Genomic DNA, 20,647 nt, shown 5'->3' with positions numbered 1-20,647 from the left:
TTGTAAAGAGGAGGAAGAGGAGAAAAATGAGGGAGTTAGGTGTCAAGAAAACCGGGCACTTCATGCTTAAAGTAGGGATTTACTTAACGGTGATCCTTGGCATGATTGTGCAACTGATTTCGCCAGCACTAGCCCTTGCAGCCGAAAATCCGACACAGGCAGTGACTGGTACGCTCACGATCAAGAACCAAGATGAACAAGGATCACCGCTAAACGGCGCTAAGTATGAGATTCAAAATGAATCGCATCAGGTAGTGGCGAATAGCGAGATTAGTAAGGACGGCCAGGCGACGGTACCAAACTTGCCGGTCGGAAATTACACGGCAACCGAAAAACAGTCTGTTTCCGGTTACACAGCTCTTGAGCAGACGAAAAATTTCAGTGTCACGGCATCGGGCAATGTGACACTACTGTTTAAGAGCCGCGCATCAGCCACACTTGATAGCGGCAGCAGCAGTAGCACAGCCGCCAAACCAGCGGAAGCGAAGACGCCAGAAGCTGAAAAAAGCGCGACACCGGACGCAAAGGCCGATACTGAGCTGCCCAATATTTTCACGAAGGTGGCGCTGAAGGACGGCAATGATCAGCCTTTGGGAACGGAAGTCGATCAGCAAAGTGCTGTGAAGATGGAGATGACCTTTACATTACCGGCAACGAGCACCCCGTTTCCGGCAGGGGCATCCTTTACAACGACCTTGCCAAAGGATCAGATTGCTTTTCCTGAAAGCGGCGGCGGCAACTTTTCCGGTGATGTCGCCTCGTACTATTTTGACGCAACCACAGGACAGCTGACGATCAAACTTTTGAAAGCCACGAGTAATGGTTCTTGGTTAGTGCATATTGCAGCAAGCTTTAAGGCTTTAACTGCTAATGATTCACTCAATCAGACACTGGTTTTCCATACAAAAGATCAGGACACAAAGTTTCCAATCACGTTTAGGTCGAATGCCAAGCCGGTGGTGGTGTATGCGCCTACGACGACACCACAAAGCTTGAATCCGACTGGCATTGCTGGGACCGCGAAGTTTAATTTAAACGGGAACGAAACCAGCAAAACCGATCCGACAAAGTGGGACAGTGATCCGGCTAAACGGTCAAAGAACGCTGACATGGCATTGACACTGACGGCACGAGGCAGCGGAACAGATTATCTCAAAATCGCTGACCTTTAGCGACAGCGATCTGGCGAAGATCAAGGTCTCGTCGGCACCAGTCAATATTCTCGGCGGCTTTTCTGAAGAACTTAAGCCGTTAGTCGCCGGCCAAGATTTTCATGCTGTTTTATCGGATGACAAACGAACGGTTAAAATTTATCTGACAGGCGGCTTTAAAAAAACAACTGGGTATCAGGTAGATTATACGGCCACGATTGACCGATCTTTAGACGATACCGGGAAAGTGGGCAGTGCCTTAGTTGAAGGCTATCGTTACTTAACTGGTTCACAGTCGTCTGACGGTTATGACTATGATAGTGTCACCATGCGCAACTCCGGTGTAGCGATCACCAAATCTGGCGATATTACCAATAACTTCCGAGCACTTAACTGGAAAATTAATTGGAATTACAGCATGGACACCATGAAGGCGGGCGCCACGCTAACGGATCGCTTTGGTAAGCAAACCAGCGGGAAAGATGAGCATGATCAACCCAACATCGAGACAGATGGCAATCAAACCTTAGACACGAAGTCCTTGAAGGTCTTTCAAGTCACGTTTGATGAGTGGGCAACGCCGATTGTTTCCAAAGTCGACATCGCGAAGTACTTTAAGGTCACTGAAAAAGGCGACGGCGAGTTCACACTAACTTATCTTGGCGACGGCGATCTCCCGGAAAATGCTTCATTCCAGATTCAATATCAGACGAAACTGAAGAACACACCGAAAAATGGCGACAACTTAACCAATATTGTGAATGATCAGAAGAATCATTACGATCATGCGACCTATCCAGTTAGGCTGCCAAGCAGGATTACAAAAGTAGGCGGCAAGATTGATGCCTACAATGGTCAAATGACGTGGCGGATCAATGCCAACCGCGTTTTCCGGAACATGAAGAATGGTAAAATCTTCGACCTTTTCCCGGATGGGGTCGATAAGCTGGACAACGATCCAACGGCCGATAACATCAACACCATCTCCGGTGAAAATGTCTCAGCAAATGTTGACGACGGCGCTAGTGACGGTATTCTTGTCTACGCCCAGAATCCGGACGGCGCAAGAACGTTGCTGAAGCCGGGGACTGATTACGATATGAGTACCCAAGACGCTGACGTTCAATCTGCAGTTAAGCAATATAACGACAAGGATAAGACAAATCCGATTAATGCGAATGGTCAGGAAAAAGGCATTCGCGGCTTTGTCGTCACGCTCAAAGGGGCGTATGCAGAAACAGATTCGCAAATTGTGATTTATACGCATACTAAGCTGGACATGTTGAAACTAGGCCAAGTCGGTCACGACCCAGACGCTTTGAAAAAGGCTTTAAATAATCGCGCATTTTTCTTCTTTGACTTGCCACCAGGTGATGATGACGTTGCCAGCGGTGATAGTAGTAGTACACCAACACCAGAAGAAGGGGCCTTTAGCGGAGCCTTGAAGAATTCTTGGAGTGATGCGCCCGATACCCAGTATTGGGGTGTCTTGGTTAACCAATTGGGGCTTCCATATGGCCACATGCACCTGACCGATATTTTGCCGCGGTTTGATGGCGTTAATTACGAGTTGATTCCTGATTCGATTAAATTCTATGAAGTCACGGGACCAGACGGAGTTGATCCATCGAACACAGGTGATCCAGCTTCTTCTAACGATGTGAAAGAAATCAAGACGAGTCCATATTATGGAACCGGTGGCTGGTCATCAACAGCACTTAAAGCTGAGGATGCAGCACAGCAACATCTGTTACCAACCAACACGCCAAATACGTGGCTCAAGAACAATTCAAACTTAGCACAACAATTGGATTTTGATTTTCCAAATATCGGTACGGGGCGTGTTTGGGTTGTTTTCAAGACGATGCGCGCTAACCAGTGGAACTATAACGATCCTAACTTCGCCAACAATGCGACTGTGACAGATACCGAACCGACCACGGCAATTCCGACGTTCAATCCGTCAGCCTCAAAGTCGGCACAAAGTTATTGGACGCCGATCAGCAAAACTGTTAGTGCTGATACTAAACTAAAAAATGTCTTGAATTGGAAAGTGAATTTGATCAATATCCAAGACAAGTATCGACCAATGGTGAATCCAGTCATTGAGGATACTTTGGATCCAAGAGGTACTGGAGCAGAAATCAATGCTACCAGTTTTGTGGTGACACTAAAGGTTGGTATAGCTGACCCGGATACGCTTGAAGAAGGGAAGGATTACAGCCTTTCTCTAGATGGCAAGAAGTTTACAATTACTTTTAATCGAACTTTTGGCAATCTCGTCCAAACGGCCAATAGTCCGCTCAATAATTACGAAGTGAGCGTTGCATACTCAACAAGTAGCAAGAACTCAGGATGGGCATACAATTCGAGTAGCGTTGAATGGGATGGCAGCCAAACGACTCAAAAGCCAAGTGATGGTGTCCCTCCTGATGCGCGAATTGCAAACGCAAATGGGTACTTGCCTTATTGGGGTTCCGGTATCAGCGGCGAGACCCTCACGCAATTAGCCAACTTAGTGGTTGAAAAGAAGGATAGCGTCAGTGGCACGCCAATTCCGGGCGTTAAGTTCCGCTTAAGTGACGGCACCCATACATTTGAAGCCACCACAAAACTTGATTCGGCCACGAATAAGGCACTGGCAACCTTCCAAGGACTGCCAATTGGGATTGACTATACGTTGACGGAACTCGATACCCCAGCAGGGTATAAGCCATTGGCACCACAGACCATTCATCTGAACGCAACTTCCGACACAGGCACGGCGATTCAAACGGAGGCGGTTGAAAACGAGCCTTATCAGATCACGCTGTCGAAGTATGACAACCGCGCTAAGGGCCAATCAGAAACAGATAACAAACACTATCTGCTTCCCGGCGCCACGTATGACTTAGTGGATACCGATACGCAGAAAACATTGAAGTCGGGCATGAAGACCAACGCTGACGGCAAAATCACTATCGGAACGGCTAGCAGCTTTTCAGGTCAGTATGCTGGCGACAAGTTCACCCCTGACTTGAAAGATGGCGAATACGTCCTTGAAGACTTGAAGCCAGGCAATTACAAGCTGGTTGAAACGCAAGCCCCAGATCATTATCGCGGGGATGCGCATGATCAGGCAACGATTACCAGCGGGCCTGACAAGCAGGTTTGGGAAGATAGTCTGAAAGCCGGCAGTGTGGCGGCGATCATTTCTAACAAGGCGCCGTCCGCTACAGTGACGGCGTATAACCAGAAGAAACCTGGTCAACTGGATATCAAGAAGCAGGCAGAAACGCTCACTGATGACAAATTCCCTGATCGCCAGCCAATGATCGGCGCCGAATTTAAGCTTTATCGTTACGGCGATGACGGCAAGGTTGACCAAAGCAAGTCTTGGGACGCAACAATCATTAGCCAAGATGGGACCTTCATCTTTGATTCATCTGATCTGTATGAAGGCAAGTACCAGTTGGTCGAAACCAAAGCGCCCGAAGGTTATGTCATCCCCGATGATCTGGCCAAAGGCGTCGATGTTAATATCACTGGTGACGAAACGCTGAAGTTCCCGACCATCACGGAACCATTGTATCGCCGTGCACTGCAGGTCACTAAAACCGATGGCAACTTTGGCAATCCAATTGCAGGTATCACGTACGCACTGTATCAAAATGATGGTACTGAGATCGCCAAGGATTTAGTCACGGATGACAATGGTCAGATCAACTTGCCATTTAATTTACCAGCAGGCAAGTACTATATTCAGGAAACCAAGAGCTTACCGCCATATCGGCCAAACAGCGACAAGCATCCGTTTGAAGTGAAACAGACAGATCAAACTCAGACGGCAGGCGATTTGGCAACCGAGAATAAAGAGCATCCGATTAAAGTCAACGTGACTAATTATCAAGTCAAAACCCTGAATGTCAAAAAGGTTGATCGCACGTACGCAACTCATGTGTTGCCAGGTGCCGTCTTCCGGCTGACGAATAGTGCTGGTTACAGCCGCGACGTGACGACAGATGAAAACGGGATTGCTTCATTTGGCGATTTGTTGCTGGGCAGTTACTCGCTGACTGAAATCAAGGCACCGGCTGGGTATCGGCTGGACAACACGGTGTATCCAATTGCGTTGTCATCTGCCGAAACGCCGACAGCGATTACGGTTAATAAGGAGATTGCTGACGATCCTTATCAGGTTAATCTGACGAAATACGATAATCGCGTCAAGAAGGATGATCCGGCGAGTCAAAAGAAGTATCTGTTACCAAACGCAGTATACAAACTTGTCGACGTGGCGGCCAACAAGACCTTAAAGGCCGACATGAAGACCAATGCTGATGGCCAACTGACCTTTGGCGCGGCAAGCAGTTTTGATTCACCGCTCAAGGATGGCGAATACGCAATCGAAGGGTTGAAGCCGGATACCTCATATCGACTGGTCGAAACGGAAGCTCCTGAACATTATGAAGGGGATGCTGCTGACCAAGCCAACGCGACAAGCGGCACCCAGAAACAGGCGTGGGAAGACAGCTTAGCAGCTGGCAGTGTTGATTTCACCATCAAGGCTGACCAAACTCAGCTGAAGTTGACCGCAACGAACCAAAAGAAACCGGGTCAGCTGGATCTTAAGAAACAAGCTGAAACCATCAAGGATGATCACTTCCCTGATCGTCAACCAATGACTGGCGCTGAATTTAAGCTTTATCGTTATGACGAAGCTGGCAAAGTTGATCGCAGCCGGTCATGGGACGCTACTATCACTAACAATGACGGCACCGTCTCCTTTAAGGATTCAGATTTATATGAAGGCAAGTACCAGTTGGTTGAAACCAAAGCACCTGATGGCTATGTCATTCCAGATGAACTGGCCAAGGGCGTTGACGTTGATATCACTGGCGATCAAACCTTAACCCTGCCAACCATCACCGAACCGGTTTACCGTCGGACGGCAAGTGTGGCGAAGACCGATGGTAACTTTGGTAATCCAATTGCTGGCGTTACGTACGCGTTGTATCGCGAAGACGGCACTGAGTTAGCCAAGGATTTGGTGACAGACAAAAATGGCCTAGTCAATGTCCCGTTTAGTCTGCCAGTTGGTCATTATTATATTCAGGAAACGAAGACCTTGCCGCCATATCGGCCAAATACGGACAAACATGCTTTTGAAGTCAAGCAGACTGATCAAACGCAAACGGCCAGCAGTTTAGCAACTGAAAATCAGCAACAACCGATTCGAGTCAACGTCACCAACTATCAAGTCAAAACGCTGAATGTTCAAAAGGTTGACCACAATTACGCAGCTCATGTGCTGCCAGGGGCGATTTTCCGATTGACCAACAGTGCTGGCTACAGTCGTGACATTACCACTGACGAAAATGGGATGGCCTCTTTTGGCGATCTGTTGCTAGGCAGCTATTCGTTGACAGAAGTGAAGGCACCGGCTGGGTATCGGTTGGACAAGACGGTTCATGCGATCACGCTATCCTCAGCGATCACGCCGACCCCAATCACCATCGACAAGCAAATTGCCGACGATCCTTATCAAGTCACCTTAACTAAGTACGATAACCGGGTTAAGAAGACCGATGATCCGGCGAGTCAAAAGAAGTATCTGTTACCGGGAGCGACGTATAAGCTTGTGGATGCCGTAACCAACAAAACGTTGAAGGCCGACATGAAGACCAACACTGATGGGCAATTGACCTTTGGCGCAGCAAGCAGCTTTGACACCTCACTCAAGGATGGCGAATACGCGATCGAAGGGTTGAAACCGGACAATTCATATCGCCTAGTCGAAACCCAAGCCCCTGAGCATTATGAAGGGGATGCCGCTGATCAAGCTAACGCGACAAGCGGCGTCCAGAAGCAACGATGGGAAGCTAGTTTGGCCGCTGGTAGTGTCGATTTCACCATCAAGACTGATCAAACACAGCTGAAGCTGACCGCAACTAACCAGAAGAAGGCTGGCCAAATCATTGTGACGAAGAAGGCGGACACCACAACCGATGATCGCTTCCCGGGCAAAATGACCATGATTGGCGCCCAATTTGCGATGTATCGTTATCGCGAAGACGGCACGGTTGATCACAGTCACGCATGGACAACAACGATCACCAACCAGAATGGCATTGTGACCTTCAATGATCATGATCTTTATGAAGGTAAGTATCTGCTGGTTGAAACGCAGGCACCACGCGGCTACGTTATCCCAGATGAACTGGCCAAGGGGATTGATGTGAACGTCAAGGGCGACCAAAAAGTTGCTCTTGATCCGATTATCGAACCCGAATTTAGACGCGCCATTCAGCTGCAAAAGACGGATGGTAATTTTGGCAATCATTTGGCCGGCATTACCTTTGACTTATATGGTAGCAATGGCAATGTTCTTGCCAAGGATCTTGTCACGGATGAAGTCGGGCAGATCAACCTGCCGTTTAACTTGCCAATCGGCGACTACTACTTTGAAGAAACCAAGACCTTGCCGAAATATGAACTGAATACCGATAAGATCGACTTTAAAGTAGAACAAACCGACCTGACGCAAACCGTGAGCGCGCTAGCAAGCCAGAATAAGCAGCAGCCGGTTACTGCACAGGTTGCCAACTATCAGATCAATTCACTGGTCATCAAGAAGGTGGATGCTGCTGATAGCAATCAAGTCTTAGCAGGTGCCGTTTTCCGACTGACAAATGACAAAGGCTATAGCAAGGAGCTTATGACTGACGCCAATGGGCTGATCACCTTTGATAACCTGAAACTGGGTCGTTACTGGCTGACCGAGATCAAAGCACCGGCTGGATACACGATTAATCCAGATTACGCAAAGCCGGTTGCAATTGATATTAAGAGCGGTGACACAATCCGCATGACAATTACCGACCAACGTCACGTTCTGCCAAGCACAGAAGGCGGCAATAATGGTAACGATGTGCGCCATGACCAACCGTCACGCCGCTTACTCTTCGGCAGCTTTGGTGATCGAGATGCGATTACCCTTGTCCTTTTAGGCATCGTGATTCTCGTCATCGCCGGCAGCACCGTGATCCTGCGGCGGCGCAGGCGATCATAATCAATTGACACGAGTTGTTCGAGACTGAGCGGCATCACGTTACAATAGTTCCGCGAGGTGAGTCTTCTAGCCGGAGACTTGCTTTGCGGAGCTATTTTGTTATGGTTAGGGGTATGGCGCGTTCGGGGCCGATTAAAGCGGTTGATAAACTGTGTTTATTGAAAAAGTAATAACTTAGTTACAACCGGTGAATCTGCTATTTGAGAACGGCTCACCACTTCTTTGATTGGAACTAAAGTCGGGGGATGCTGATCTTAAAAGGTATGAATTCAAGAATAGAGCCATGAGAGCTGGCGGAGCGGCGAGGGGGCTCAGCCGTGATATTGTTCTTAAACGGGTGGTTTTCCCGTTTTAGAACAAGGCCAGACTTTGAAATCGTGCGGGCTTTGCGCGAGTTCAAAGCTGTGCCCACAGCTCTAGCTTCGCGGTCGCCAGACCCCCTCGCCGCGTAGCCAACTCGGACAATCGAGAACACGCGACTCAAATAGAACTAATACAAATCTTTGAGTTTGTCGCGCGAGTCACCCCGCTCTTTCTTTTTCTCTTGACACTCAGCCGCAAAGGATAGTACACTATCAAAGGTGCTTTTTTCCAGTTTATTCGGGTTGCCCGGACGTGCTGACTGGGTTAAGAGCCGTTGCCGTTCGGTTGGCCATTTTTTTATCAGGAAAAATGAACCGCCTGGATGTGTGGACTTATAAAATGATGTAAATTAAGGAAGGAGAAGCTTAATGCCTACTATTAATCAATTAGTTCGCCAAGGTCGTAAATCAATTTCAACCAAGTCAGACTCTCCTGCGTTGAACTTCGGTTACAACAGCAAGAAGAAGAGCCTTACCAATAACCCAGCACCGCAAAAACGTGGGGTGGCAACTCGTGTCGGTACCATGACACCGAAGAAGCCAAACTCCGCATTGCGGAAATATGCCCGTGTTCGTCTGTCTAACTTAATTGAAGTGACAGCTTACATTCCGGGTATTGGCCATAACTTGCAAGAACATAGTGTTGTCTTGATCCGTGGCGGCCGTGTTAAGGACTTGCCAGGGGTTCGTTATCACATTGTTCGTGGTGCGCTTGATACGGCTGGTGTTGACGGCCGGATGCAGGGTCGCTCCAAGTACGGTGCAAAGCGCCCTAAGAAGAAGTAATTCACGATCAACATTAAAGATCGCTATTAAAAATTTTTAGATCCGCTATGTGCGGTATAGACAGAGCGTGAGCTGGCGCGGTAGAAACCGGAGCATAAGTGGGCTTAGGCGTGACGGTCGGTTTTTGACCATTGCGACCAAGGTCCTTATGTGCAGGTTTTTGCGTCAGCGAGCGCGTTTAAGAGGAGGCAAAGTGCATGCCACGTAAAGGCAGTGTCGCAAAACGTGATGTTTTACCTGATCCAGTTTACAATTCAAAGCTGGTAACTCGCTTGATCAACCACTTAATGATTGATGGTAAGCGCGGGAAGGCATCAACTATTTTATATGATGCATTTGATATGATTAAGAAACAAACCGGGAACGAACCATTGGACGTTTTTGAAGAAGCAATGAAAAACGTTATGCCGGTCTTGGAAGTTAAAGCTCGCCGTATCGGTGGTTCTAACTACCAAGTGCCGATCGAAGTTCGTCCGGATCGTCGGACCACCTTGGGCCTACGGTGGATCGTTCAGTATTCCCGTCAACGCGGTGAACATACGATGGACGAACGCTTGGCTAAAGAAATCATGGACGCCGCTAACAACACCGGTGCCGCAGTGAAGAAGCGTGAAGATACCCACAAGATGGCAGATGCCAACCGGGCATTTGCACATTATCGTTGGTAAGATGATTTGGCTATTATATCCGCGGCTTGGTATATAGTAGCCATTCTTTGTATAAAGCCAGTTGAAACAAGAGAGGAGCAATACGCCACATGGCCAACAAACGTGAATTTCCGTTAGACCGTACCCGTAATATCGGGATCATGGCTCACATCGATGCCGGTAAAACGACCACGACTGAACGGATTTTGTATTATACCGGTAAAATTCATAAAATCGGTGAAACTCATGAAGGGGCTTCACAGATGGACTGGATGCCACAGGAACAGGAACGTGGGATCACCATCACCAGTGCTGCTACTACGGCTTTCTGGAAGGATCACCGGGTCAATATCATTGACACCCCAGGACACGTGGACTTCACGATTGAAGTTGAACGTTCCCTGCGTGTGCTGGATGGTGCGATCACCGTTTTGGATGCCCAATCCGGTGTTGAGCCGCAGACCGAAAACGTTTGGCGTCAAGCAACGACATACGGCGTTCCGCGGTTGGTTTTCGTCAACAAAATGGATAAGATCGGTGCCGACTTCGATTATTCGATGACGACATTGCATGATCGGCTTCAGGCTAACGCTCACGCCGTTCAGATGCCGATCGGTGCCGAAGATAAGTTCGAAGGGGTCATTGACCTGATCGAAATGAAGGCCGATTTGTATGACGAAGATGAATTGGGTACCAAGTGGGACACTGTAGATGTTCCGGATGACTACAAGGAAGCTGCTCAAAAAGCGCATAACGACTTGATCGAAGCCGTTGCTGACGTTGACGACGGCATCATGGACAAGTACCTTGAAGGTGAAGAGATTTCCAATGCTGAATTGAAGGCTGCGATCCGTAAAGCAACCATCAACTTGGAATTCTACCCAGTTTTGGCTGGTTCTGCCTTCAAGAACAAGGGTGTTCAGATGTTGTTGGATGCTGTGATCGATTACTTGCCATCACCACTTGATGTTCGGCCATATCATGCGACCGATCCTGACACTGGCGATGCAGTTGAATTGACCGCTGGCGACGACAAGCCGTTTGCTGCCTTGGCCTTCAAGGTTGCGACTGACCCGTTCGTTGGCCGTCTAACCTACATCCGGGTTTATAGTGGGACGCTTGAAGCCGGTTCTTACGTGCTGAACGCAACTAAAGATAACCGCGAACGTGTTGGTCGTCTGTTGCAAATGCACAGTAATCACCGTGAAGAAATCCCTGAAGTTTTCTCTGGTGATATCGCGGCTGCTATCGGTCTCAAGAACACCACTACTGGTGATTCCTTGACTGATGTTGACCACCCGCTGATTCTTGAATCTCTGGATGTGCCTGATCCGGTTATTCAAGTTTCCATCGAACCCGACTCTAAAGAAGACCAAGATAAGCTGGATGTCGGCTTACAAAAGCTTTCTGAAGAAGATCCAACATTCAAAGCTGAAACCAACCCTGAAACTGGCGAAACATTAATCGCTGGCATGGGCGAATTACATTTGGACATCATGGTTGATCGTCTGAAGCGTGAATTCAAGGTTGCTGCTAAGGTTGGTGAACCACAAGTTGCTTATCGCGAAACCTTCACTAAAGAAACTTCCGCGCAAGGTAAGTTCGTTCGTCAGTCTGGTGGTAAAGGTCAGTATGGTGATGTTTGGATTGAATTCAGTCCAAACGAAGAAGGCAAAGGCTTTGAATTTGAAAATGCCATTGTCGGTGGTGTTGTTCCTCGTGAATACATCCCAGCTGTTGAGCAAGGTCTGAAGGAAGCCATGGCAAATGGTGTCCTCGCCGGTTATCCATTAATCGACGTTAAGGCTAAGCTTTATGATGGTTCTTACCATGAAGTCGATTCTTCTGAAGCTGCCTTCAAAGTGGCTGCTTCTATGGCATTGAAGAATGCCTCGAAGAGTGCCGGCGCGGTTATCCTTGAACCGATCATGCACGTTGAAGTGGTTGCCCCTGAAGAATATCTTGGCGATGTTATGGGACAAATCACGGCTCGTCGTGGTCGCGTTGAAGGGATGGAAGCCCGCGGGAATGCCCAATTGGTTAACTCCATGGTGCCGCTTGCCGAAATGTTCGGTTATGCAACCACCTTGCGTAGTGCTACCCAAGGCCGTGGTACGTTTACCATGACCTTTGACCACTACGAAGCTGTTCCAAAGAGCATTCAAGCAGAAATCATCAAGAAAAATGGCGGCGGCGTCGCAACCAAAGACTAGTCTTTGATTGTTGCCAGCTGCATGAACGACGATGCCTAAAAGGCATCGTCGTTTTTTTTCTAAAAGTGCGCTAGAAGTCAAAATCCGGAAATAAGCATGAAAATCGTGAACCTGATTGCTGGGCTTGGGAAAAGATTATAGTATACTGATGTTATTCTATAAGCGTTAGGGGGCGAAGCAGCGTGTCGAGTCAGGAGCGTATTACGACCATTTTATTGCGCTTGCTGCGAGGCGATCAACTCAATAAGCAAGCGCTCATGACGGAATTCAATAAGGATGAATCATCGATTCGCCGCGATATTAGCGTCATCAAACGTGCCTTTGACGATGTGTTCAGTGAACCGGCGCCATTTATTGCTGCAAGTTCTGGGGATTATCGACTCAAGCCAGACCTGCACGCCGCTGGCCGCAGTCTGGACGACGGGCAACTGTTGGCGATTGCCTTGATACTGACGGCTAGCCGCGGCTTGTCGTCCGTAGAAATGAAGCAACTAATGGCACAATTATTACCAGCCGGACCCGAGCACAAAGGATTGGATCGGCTTACCAAAAATCCAGTTTTTGAGTATCGTGGTGTCCCCAAAATATCGTTGACTAATCGGTTGGCCCGATTGAGCCAAGCTATCGTTAATCACGAACTGATCAGCTTTGATCACGTGTATCACGGCGAAATGCGGCACTTTGACCGGCGACTGCCAACCGGCTTGTTTTTTGGCGATCTCTTCTTCTATCTTATTGTTGATGGCAGCGATGAACAGGCGGATGATGATCCGGACGAGGGCAAATTCGTCCGATTTCGGCTCGACTATATGCGCAATATTACCTATCATCGTCAGCAGCCGACCCATGATCATGATGAGCGATTCCGCGGCGGACGCTTACAGAATCACACGTGGTATCCGTATTTAGGCAAACCGATCAATTTGGAAATTCTCTACAGTTATGATCCGCAGTTTGTCCTTGATCGTTTTCCTGAGGCCATTGTTGATTGGAAAAATGTCCGTGATCGTCCGTTTATTAAGAATCCATACGCAAGAAAGGTTTATCACATTACGATTCCAGTTAACGATGGTTTTGGCGTCCGGATGTGGCTCCAAGGACAAGGGGATCTCGTAAAAGTCCTGGCTCCCAAACATATTCGTGATTATGTGGTTTGGGTCTTGCGTAAAAGTCTGAAGAATTATCAAAACGAAGATGATACTGGCAAGTATTTATAGCAGTTGTGCAGCCGGGTTTGCGAATGAATGCAGACTCGGTTTTTTGCTGAGGGCGAACCAACCCGATTTCTGGGAAGGCAAGCGCATGATGACGGCGTGATGTGAACACATATTCTCATATGCCTTATTATAGGAGATCGGCATCATTAAACGGGTAAAGGTGGCCAAAGTTGACTGCCGACAAAAAGGCAGAATTTTTTGCCAATGCTTGATAATTGCATAAGGAAAAGGTACGGTGAATATGTAAATAATAATCATTCTAAAAATGGAGGCAATATCATGAGCTATATTGGCCAACATTTACCGGCGTTTAAGTTGAACGCCTATCAACATGGCGATTTCCATGAAGTCAGTGATACTGATCTTAAGGGCAAGTGGGCAGTGATTTGTTTCTATCCTGCCGATTTTTCTTTCGTTTGCCCGACAGAACTTGGCGACTTGCAAGATCACTATGAGCGGTTCCAAGCTGTTGGAGCTGAAGTCTATTCTGCTTCTGAGGATACCGAGTTTGTACATATGGCATGGGCCGAGGCGAGTCCCACCATTAAGAAGATTCAATACCCAATGCTTGCCGATCCTGCAGGTAAACTGGCAACGGCGTTGGATGTCCGTGACGAAGCTAGCGGTCAAGCCTTCCGTGGGACTTTTATCATTGATCCCGATGGTGTGATTCAAGCCTATGCCGTCAATAACTTTGGTATTGGCCGTAATGCCGATGAGATTCTACGGACTTTGCAAGCGGCGCAATTCGTTGCTGCTCACGGCGATCAGGTTTGCCCAGCTAACTGGCAACCGGGCGCTAAGACACTGACACCAGGGGCAGACTTGGTTGGCAAGATTTAAAACGGTGCTTTGATCAGCTAACAGTCAATATATCAGCGCTTGGCTAATCAGCGACGCACGCAAAAAAGGAACCGCAATGATTTTCGCTGCGGTGCCTTTTTGCGTGTATAAATTAATATAGAAGAAACGAGAAAAAACAAAGTTAAAAGTGTTGGTCAATATCAACGTTTTTACCATCCTGCGACTGTTTGAAATCGCCACTGACAAACGAAAACACCGTGAGTACACCGGCTAATACCAAAATGGCCAAGGTTAAAAGCAAGGTTTCAGTCCCGCGGTCATGCAGCACGAGCAGTTGGCGTAAGATGGCGGTCATTGAAATTAAAATAAGGTAGCGGATAGGAATGTGATGACCTTCCTCAATGTAGCGAACCAGCATGATCACAAATTCAAAGAGCATGAAGAAGCTGGTAACTTCCTGAATGACTTTGCCAAACAAAGCAGTCGAAAGTGGTTGAAGGATCAGACTACCGATATCGAGAATGTAGCGTAGCATAAAAATTACCACGACAATGGCTAAAAAACCGAGTAGAATATCTAAAGTTGAGTTGACGAGCTTTTTGTAATGGTCAAATTTCATCAACTGCCTCCCTTCTTTCTATGGTTATTCAAAAGTTAAGGCTTTAATTTGAATTTAGCACAAGCAGCTGTTCAAAGGAATAAGTTTGCTTCTAACATATTTTTTGTAAACCGAAAGAAAACCTTGTAATGGCGGGGGAGATTTTGTATACTATCAAGAGTGCTGTTTCTCAAAGGGGACAACTATGCACTTGGTTCCAAAGGTGAACCAGAGTAGCGCGGATGTGAGAGGTTGCGACACGCCCGGCCGCTTTGCCACGGCAGCGTGTTGGTAATTTTCACGGAGCTAGTCTACTAACTGATAATAGACGAAGGAGGTCACACAATGGCAAAACAAAAGATTCGGATCCGGCTTAAGGCTTATGAACACCGGATTCTCGATCAATCCGCAGACAAGATCGTGGAGACTGCAAAGCGCACAGGCGCAACAATTTCAGGCCCGATCCCTCTGCCAACGGAACGTACACTTTACACGGTTCTACGTTCCCCGCATAAGTACAAGGATTCACGTGAACAATTCGAAATGCGGACGCATAAACGTCTGATCGATATTGTTAACCCAACACCGAAGACAGTTGATGCTTTGATGAAGCTCGACTTGCCAAGCGGCGTCGATATCGAAATTAAATTATAATTCTTAGAAAATAGGAGGTGTACCCATGGCACGTAAAGGAATCTTAGGCAAAAAAGTTGGCATGACGCAGGTCTTCACCGATAACGGCGAACTCGTACCCGTTACTGTTGTCGACGTAACTCCAAACGTTGTAATGCAGGTCAAGACCGTTGAATCTGACGGCTACGAAGCAGTACAGCTGGGCTACGGCGATATGCGTGAAGTCTTGACGAATAAGCCAAGCGTCGGTCACGCCAAAAAGGCAGACACGACCCCTAAGCGCTTCGTTCGCGAAATCCGCGATGTAGCGCTTAGTGATTATGAAATCGGCAGTGAAGTTAAGGCTGACGAATTCGCAGCAGGCGACATTGTGGACGTCACTGGTACTTCCAAGGGTCACGGTTATCAAGGCAACATTAAGAAGGATGGCCAATCCCGCGGTCCTATGGCGCACGGTTCTCGTTACCATCGTCGTCCAGGTTCACTTGGGGCCATCATTAACAAGGTCTTCAAGGGCAAGAAATTACCTGGTCGGATGGGTAACCACACCCGCACCATGCAAAACCTGCAAGTCGTTGCCGCTGACACAGAGCACAATGTTCTGTTGATCAAAGGTAATGTCCCAGGGGCAAACAAGTCCTTTGTTACGATCCGTTCTGCTGTTAAAGCAGCTAAATAATACGAAGGGAGGACAATAACTAATGGCTAACGTTACTTTATATAAGCAAGATGGCTCAGAAAACGGCAAAGTTGAACTCAACGATGCCATCTGGGCAGTCGAACCAAATGAAAACGTCGTGTTTGACGCAGTCGTGATGCAGCGCGCTTCCCTTCGTCAAGGTACTCACGCCGTTAAAAACCGTTCTGCTGTTTCTGGCGGCGGTCGCAAGCCTTGGCGCCAAAAGGGTACTGGTCGTGCCCGCCAAGGTTCAATCCGCAGCCCGCAATGGCGTGGCGGTGGGATCGTCTTCGGACCGACCCCACGCAGCTATGCATACAAGCTGCCAAAGAAGGTTCGTCGTTTGGCAATCAAATCCGTACTTTCACAGAAGGTTCTCGATAGCGACTTGGTCGTTGTTGACGGTTTGAACTTCGATGCACCTAAGACAAAAGCTTTTGCAACTGTCTTGGATGGCTTGAAGGTTAGCGACAAGGCACTGGTTGTGTTGGAAGACGGCAATGAAGTTGCTGCCAAAGCCGCACGTAACCTGCCGAACGTGAAAGTTGTTCCTGCAGAGGGTATCAACGTTTTGGACGTTGTTGACTACAAGAAATTAATCTTGACCCAATCTGCGCTCCAAAAGATTGAGGAGGTGCTTGCATAATGGAAGCACGCGATATCATTTTACGTCCGATCGTCACCGAGCAATCGATGGCTGAAATGGATAACCGTAAATACACATTCGAAGTTGCACTGCATGCAACCAAGCCGCAAGTTCGCAAGGCTGTTGAAGAAATCTTCGGTGTGAAGGTTGTCAACGTCAACATCGCGAACGTTCGCGGTAAGAAGAAGCGTCAAGGCCGTTACGAAGGCATGACGCGTCGTCGTCGCAAGGCATTGATTGCCTTGAGCGCCGATTCCAAAGAAATCAAGATCTTCGCTGACGAAGATAACGATAAAAAGTAACAAAAATCCGTTATAGGAGGTAAAACACGTGGCGATTATTAAGTACAAACCAACAAGCAACGGCCGGCGCAACATGTCCGGGTCTGATTTTGCTGAAATCACCAAGACAAAGCCTGAAAAGACTTTGCTGGTCAGCCAAAGTCATACTGCAGGACGTAATGCCCATGGTCACATCACCGTGCGTCATCGTGGCGGCGGTCACAAGCAATTCTACCGTGTGATCGACTTCAAACGTAATAAGGATGGCATGGCTGCAACAGTTAAAGCAATCGAATACGATCCAAATCGGACCGCAAACATTGCACTGCTGCATTATGAAGATGGGGTTAAGTCTTACATCTTGGCACCTAAGGGTCTCAAGGTTGGCGACAAGGTTTATTCTGGTGAAGATGTCGATATCAAAGTCGGCAACTCATTGCAATTGAAGAATATTCCAGCCGGGACAACTATCCATAACATCGAACTGAAGCCAGGTAAGGGCGCGCAATTAGCACGTTCAGCTGGTGTTTCGGCCCAATTGTTGGGTAAAGACAATGATAAGTACGTTACCGTTAAGTTAGCTTCAGGCGAAGTTCGTCTGATTTTGGCTGAAAACCGTGCCACAATTGGTGCCGTTGGTAACGAGCAACATGAGCTGATCAGTATTGGTAAAGCTGGCCGCAAGCGCTGGTTGGGCTTCCGTCCGACAGTTCGTGGATCAGTTATGAACCCTAACGATCACCCGCATGGTGGTGGTGAAGGTAAAGCACCAATTGGCCATCCATCTCCAATGTCACCATGGGGCAAGAAGACCTTGGGTAAGAAGACCCGGGATCACAAGGCTAAGTCTGAGAAATTCATCGTTCGTCACCGCAGAGCGAAGTAAACACATTGAAGTGTTACATCGATTAAAGGAGGTCACAAAATGGGTCGCAGTCTTAAAAAAGGACCTTTTGCCGACGCTCATCTCCTGAAGAAGATTGAAGCGCAGGCAGATAACGACAAGAAGACCGTTATTCGTACATGGTCCCGTCGTTCCACCATTTTTCCAAGTTTCATTGGCTACACCATCGCCGTATATGATGGTCGTAAGCATGTCCCAGTTTTCGTGAGTGAAGACATGGTTGGTCACAAGTTGGGCGAATTCGTTCCTACGCGTACCTTCCGCGGTCATAACACCGACGACAAGAAGACAACAGCACGCTAGAAAGGAGCACAACATTCATGGCTGATCAAATTACGTCTGCAACGGCAACGGCCAAGACAGTTCGGATTGCTGCTCGCAAAGCGCGCCTGGTAATCGACTTGATTCGCGGTCGCGATGTTGCTGAAGCATTGGCAATCTTAGAATTCACCCCTCGATCCGGTTCACCGATCATCGAGAAGGTACTCAAGTCTGCCATCGCTAATGCAGAACATAACTATGACTTAGATGCACAAAACCTTTATGTAAGCAAGGCTTACGTCAACGAAGGCCCGACCCTCAAGCGGTTCCGTCCTCGTGCCAAGGGGAGCGCATCACCAATCAACAAACGGACAAGCCACGTTACCGTGGTTGTATCCGAAAAAGAAGCATAAGGAGGGATAACGCGTGGGTCAAAAGATTAATCCAACCGGTTTCCGTGTCGGTGTCATCCGTGACTGGGATGCCAAATGGTATGCAGACAAAGACTTTGCAGCCTTTCTGCATGAAGACATTGAAATCCGAAACTTCATTAACAAGAAGCTGCAAGATGCTTCCGTATCACGTATCGAAATCGAACGTGCCGCAAAGCGCGTCAACATTTCCATTCATACTGCTAAGCCGGGTATGGTTATCGGTAAAGGCGGTTCTGAAGTTGAAAACTTGCGTAAGCAGCTGAACAAGCTGACTGGCCGCCAAGTTCACATCAACATCGTGGAAATTAAGAAACCTGATCTGGATTCCAAGCTTGTTGGCGAAAACATCGCCCGTCAGCTTGAACAACGGATCGCTTTCCGTCGTGCAATGCGTCAAGCAATGCAACGGACCATGCGAGCAGGTGCCAAGGGGATCAAAACCCAAGCTTCCGGTCGTTTGAATGGTGCGGATATTGCACGTCGCGAACATTACAATGAAGGCTTAGTACCATTGCATACCTTGCGTGCCGATATCGACTACGCATGGGAAGAAGCCGCAACAACTTATGGCCGTATCGGGATCAAAACCTGGATCAATCGTGGTGAGATTTTACCTGAAAAGCCAAAGCAAAATAGTGTGAAAGGAGGGAAATAATCAATGTTAGTACCTAAGCGTGTAAAGCATCGTCGCGAATTCCGTGGGAAGATGCGCGGTGCAGCTAAAGGCGGCCGTAACGTCGATTTCGGTGAATATGGTTTGGAAGCATTGGAATCCCACTGGATCACCAACCGTCAGATCGAAGCTGCTCGTGTCGCAATGACCCGTTATATGAAGCGTGGTGGGAAAGTATGGATCCGCATTTTCCCTCATAAGTCCTACACCAGTAAAGGTGTTGGCGTCCGGATGGGTAATGGTAAAGGTGCACCAACTGGATGGGTTGCTGTCGTTAAACGTGAAAAGATCATGTTTGAAGTCGGTGGCGTTTCCGAAGCAGTCGCAAAGGAAGCTTTGCGTTTGGCATCCAACAAACTCCCGATCCGTACCAAGATCGTTTCACGCGAGGAAGTAGGTGGGCAATCAAATGAAGGCTAAAGAAATTACTGCATTAACCACTGCTGAGATGCTCGACAAAGAGAAGCAATATAAAGAAGAGCTGTTCAACTTGCGCTTCCAACAGGCGACTGGCCAATTGGAAAACACCGCTCGCTTGAGTCAGGTTCGGAAAAACATTGCACGGATCAAAACGGTCCTTCGGCAACAGGCACTCAATAAATAATCGGAAAGGAGACATTTACCTTGGCAGAACGTAATTCTCGTAAGGTTTATCAAGGCCGCGTGGTCTCAGATAAAATGGACAAGACGATCACCGTGGAAGTCAGCACGGTCAAGATGCACCCTGTTTACGGCAAGCGTATGAAGTACTCCAAGAAGTATTACGTGCATGATGAAGACAATACCGCTAAAACTGGCGATATCGTGCGGATCGCAGAAACACGTCCTTTATCACGCAATAAGCGTTTCCGTTTATTGAACATTGTCGAAAAGGCAGTTATCATCTAATCAATTTTTCGGATGAAAGGAGGACCATTCCGTGATACAACAAGAAAGTCGCCTTAAAGTGGCGGATAATTCCGGCGCGCGCGAAATCCTGGTGATTAAAGTACTTGGCGGTTCATACCGTAAGACTGGTAACATCGGTGATGTCGTTGTCGCAACTGTAAAACAAGCAACACCAGGTGGCGTTGTCAAGAAGGCTGACGTTGTCAAGGCTGTCATTGTACGGACCAAGTCTGGCGCCCGTCGCGCTGACGGTTCTTACATCAAGTTCGATGAGAACGCAGCAGTTATCATTAACGCCGACAAGAGCCCTCGTGGGACTCGTATCTTTGGACCTGTGGCACGTGAACTGCGTGACGGCGATTTCATGAAGATCGTCTCCTTAGCGCCCGAAGTACTTTAATCATTCTGACCAAATAGGA

The 20,647-nt window shown here is 47.9% G+C and carries 18 protein-coding genes and 1 pseudogene; 18 read left to right on the top strand and 1 reads right to left on the bottom strand.

The window, feature by feature from the left end; translation table 11 throughout:
- Nucleotides 1–26: 26 nt before the first annotated feature.
- From LBPC_RS16850 to ahpC, 6 genes and pseudogenes are all read left to right on the top strand, one after another.
- A pseudogene (locus LBPC_RS16850) lies at nt 27–8,202 on the top strand (SpaA isopeptide-forming pilin-related protein).
- Nucleotides 8,203–8,933: 731 nt separating this feature from the next.
- Nucleotides 8,934–9,350 (top strand): 30S ribosomal protein S12, encoded by a 417-nt coding sequence (rpsL, locus tag LBPC_RS12755; protein WP_003567580.1) that lies wholly within the window; start codon nt 8,934–8,936, stop codon nt 9,348–9,350.
- A 197-nt stretch (nt 9,351–9,547) separates the two neighbouring features.
- Entirely contained in the window at nt 9,548–10,018 is a 471-nt protein-coding gene (gene rpsG, locus LBPC_RS12750; RefSeq protein WP_003567577.1) for a 30S ribosomal protein S7, read from the top strand.
- 89 nt (nt 10,019–10,107) lie between these two features.
- Nucleotides 10,108–12,210 carry an elongation factor G gene (gene fusA / locus LBPC_RS12745; protein WP_003585667.1) on the top strand — a complete coding sequence of 701 codons (2,103 nt, stop codon included), beginning with the start codon at nt 10,108–10,110 and terminating at the stop codon, nt 12,208–12,210.
- Nucleotides 12,211–12,392: 182 nt separating this feature from the next.
- The gene (locus tag LBPC_RS12740) at nt 12,393–13,427 is read left to right on the top strand and encodes a helix-turn-helix transcriptional regulator (RefSeq protein WP_003591912.1); all 1,035 of its coding nucleotides are present in this window, start codon (nt 12,393–12,395) and stop codon (nt 13,425–13,427) included.
- Nucleotides 13,428–13,706: 279 nt separating this feature from the next.
- A complete protein-coding gene (gene ahpC, locus LBPC_RS12735; protein ID WP_003567571.1) occupies nt 13,707–14,270 on the top strand; it encodes an alkyl hydroperoxide reductase subunit C in 564 nt (187 codons plus the stop codon).
- A 142-nt stretch (nt 14,271–14,412) separates the two neighbouring features.
- On the opposite strand, the gene psiE is transcribed toward ahpC, so the two are convergent.
- Nucleotides 14,413–14,850, bottom strand: a complete 438-nt coding sequence (gene psiE, locus LBPC_RS12730; RefSeq protein ID WP_003567569.1) for a phosphate-starvation-inducible protein PsiE — start codon at nt 14,848–14,850, stop codon at nt 14,413–14,415.
- 324 nt (nt 14,851–15,174) lie between these two features.
- On the opposite strand from psiE, the gene rpsJ reads away from it, so the two are divergent.
- From rpsJ to rplN, 12 genes are read left to right on the top strand one after another with little or no spacing between them, the layout of a single operon-like run.
- Nucleotides 15,175–15,483: a 30S ribosomal protein S10 gene (rpsJ, locus tag LBPC_RS12725; RefSeq protein ID WP_003567567.1), complete on the top strand. Its 309-nt coding sequence runs from the start codon at nt 15,175–15,177 to the stop codon at nt 15,481–15,483.
- A 25-nt stretch (nt 15,484–15,508) separates the two neighbouring features.
- Nucleotides 15,509–16,141, top strand: coding sequence for a 50S ribosomal protein L3 (gene rplC / locus LBPC_RS12720; protein ID WP_003567566.1), 633 nt, complete (start codon nt 15,509–15,511; stop codon nt 16,139–16,141).
- Between the two features lie 22 nt (nt 16,142–16,163).
- A complete protein-coding gene (rplD, locus tag LBPC_RS12715; RefSeq protein WP_003567564.1) occupies nt 16,164–16,787 on the top strand; it encodes a 50S ribosomal protein L4 in 624 nt (207 codons plus the stop codon).
- On the top strand, nt 16,787–17,089 hold the full coding sequence (rplW, locus tag LBPC_RS12710) for a 50S ribosomal protein L23 (protein WP_003567562.1): 303 nt from the start codon (nt 16,787–16,789) through the stop codon (nt 17,087–17,089). The genes rplD and rplW overlap by 1 nt, the downstream gene beginning before the upstream one ends.
- A 28-nt stretch (nt 17,090–17,117) precedes the next feature.
- A complete protein-coding gene (gene rplB / locus LBPC_RS12705; RefSeq protein ID WP_003576419.1) occupies nt 17,118–17,954 on the top strand; it encodes a 50S ribosomal protein L2 in 837 nt (278 codons plus the stop codon).
- Nucleotides 17,955–17,993: 39 nt separating this feature from the next.
- Nucleotides 17,994–18,275 carry a 30S ribosomal protein S19 gene (gene rpsS / locus LBPC_RS12700; protein WP_003567557.1) on the top strand — a complete coding sequence of 94 codons (282 nt, stop codon included), beginning with the start codon at nt 17,994–17,996 and terminating at the stop codon, nt 18,273–18,275.
- A gap of 17 nt (nt 18,276–18,292) precedes the next feature.
- On the top strand, nt 18,293–18,646 hold the full coding sequence (rplV, locus tag LBPC_RS12695; protein ID WP_003567555.1) for a 50S ribosomal protein L22: 354 nt from the start codon (nt 18,293–18,295) through the stop codon (nt 18,644–18,646).
- 13 nt (nt 18,647–18,659) lie between these two features.
- Entirely contained in the window at nt 18,660–19,322 is a 663-nt protein-coding gene (gene rpsC, locus LBPC_RS12690) for a 30S ribosomal protein S3 (RefSeq protein ID WP_003663000.1), read from the top strand.
- A gap of 3 nt (nt 19,323–19,325) precedes the next feature.
- Entirely contained in the window at nt 19,326–19,760 is a 435-nt protein-coding gene (gene rplP, locus LBPC_RS12685; protein ID WP_003567551.1) for a 50S ribosomal protein L16, read from the top strand.
- Nucleotides 19,750–19,944 carry a 50S ribosomal protein L29 gene (gene rpmC / locus LBPC_RS12680; RefSeq protein ID WP_003567550.1) on the top strand — a complete coding sequence of 65 codons (195 nt, stop codon included), beginning with the start codon at nt 19,750–19,752 and terminating at the stop codon, nt 19,942–19,944. The genes rplP and rpmC overlap by 11 nt, the downstream gene beginning before the upstream one ends.
- Nucleotides 19,945–19,964: 20 nt before the next feature.
- Complete coding sequence (gene rpsQ, locus LBPC_RS12675) at nt 19,965–20,228, top strand: 30S ribosomal protein S17 (protein WP_003567548.1); 264 nt, start codon at nt 19,965–19,967, stop codon at nt 20,226–20,228.
- 31 nt (nt 20,229–20,259) lie between these two features.
- On the top strand, nt 20,260–20,628 hold the full coding sequence (gene rplN / locus LBPC_RS12670) for a 50S ribosomal protein L14 (protein ID WP_003567546.1): 369 nt from the start codon (nt 20,260–20,262) through the stop codon (nt 20,626–20,628).
- Nucleotides 20,629–20,647: the final 19 nt, after the last annotated feature.

Source organism: Lacticaseibacillus paracasei subsp. paracasei, assembly GCF_000829035.1.
GTDB classification, from domain to species: Bacteria; Bacillota; Bacilli; order Lactobacillales; family Lactobacillaceae; genus Lacticaseibacillus; species Lacticaseibacillus paracasei.
Note: the sequence above shows the minus strand (reverse complement) of the source record. Positions and strands in the feature narration are given on the sequence as shown.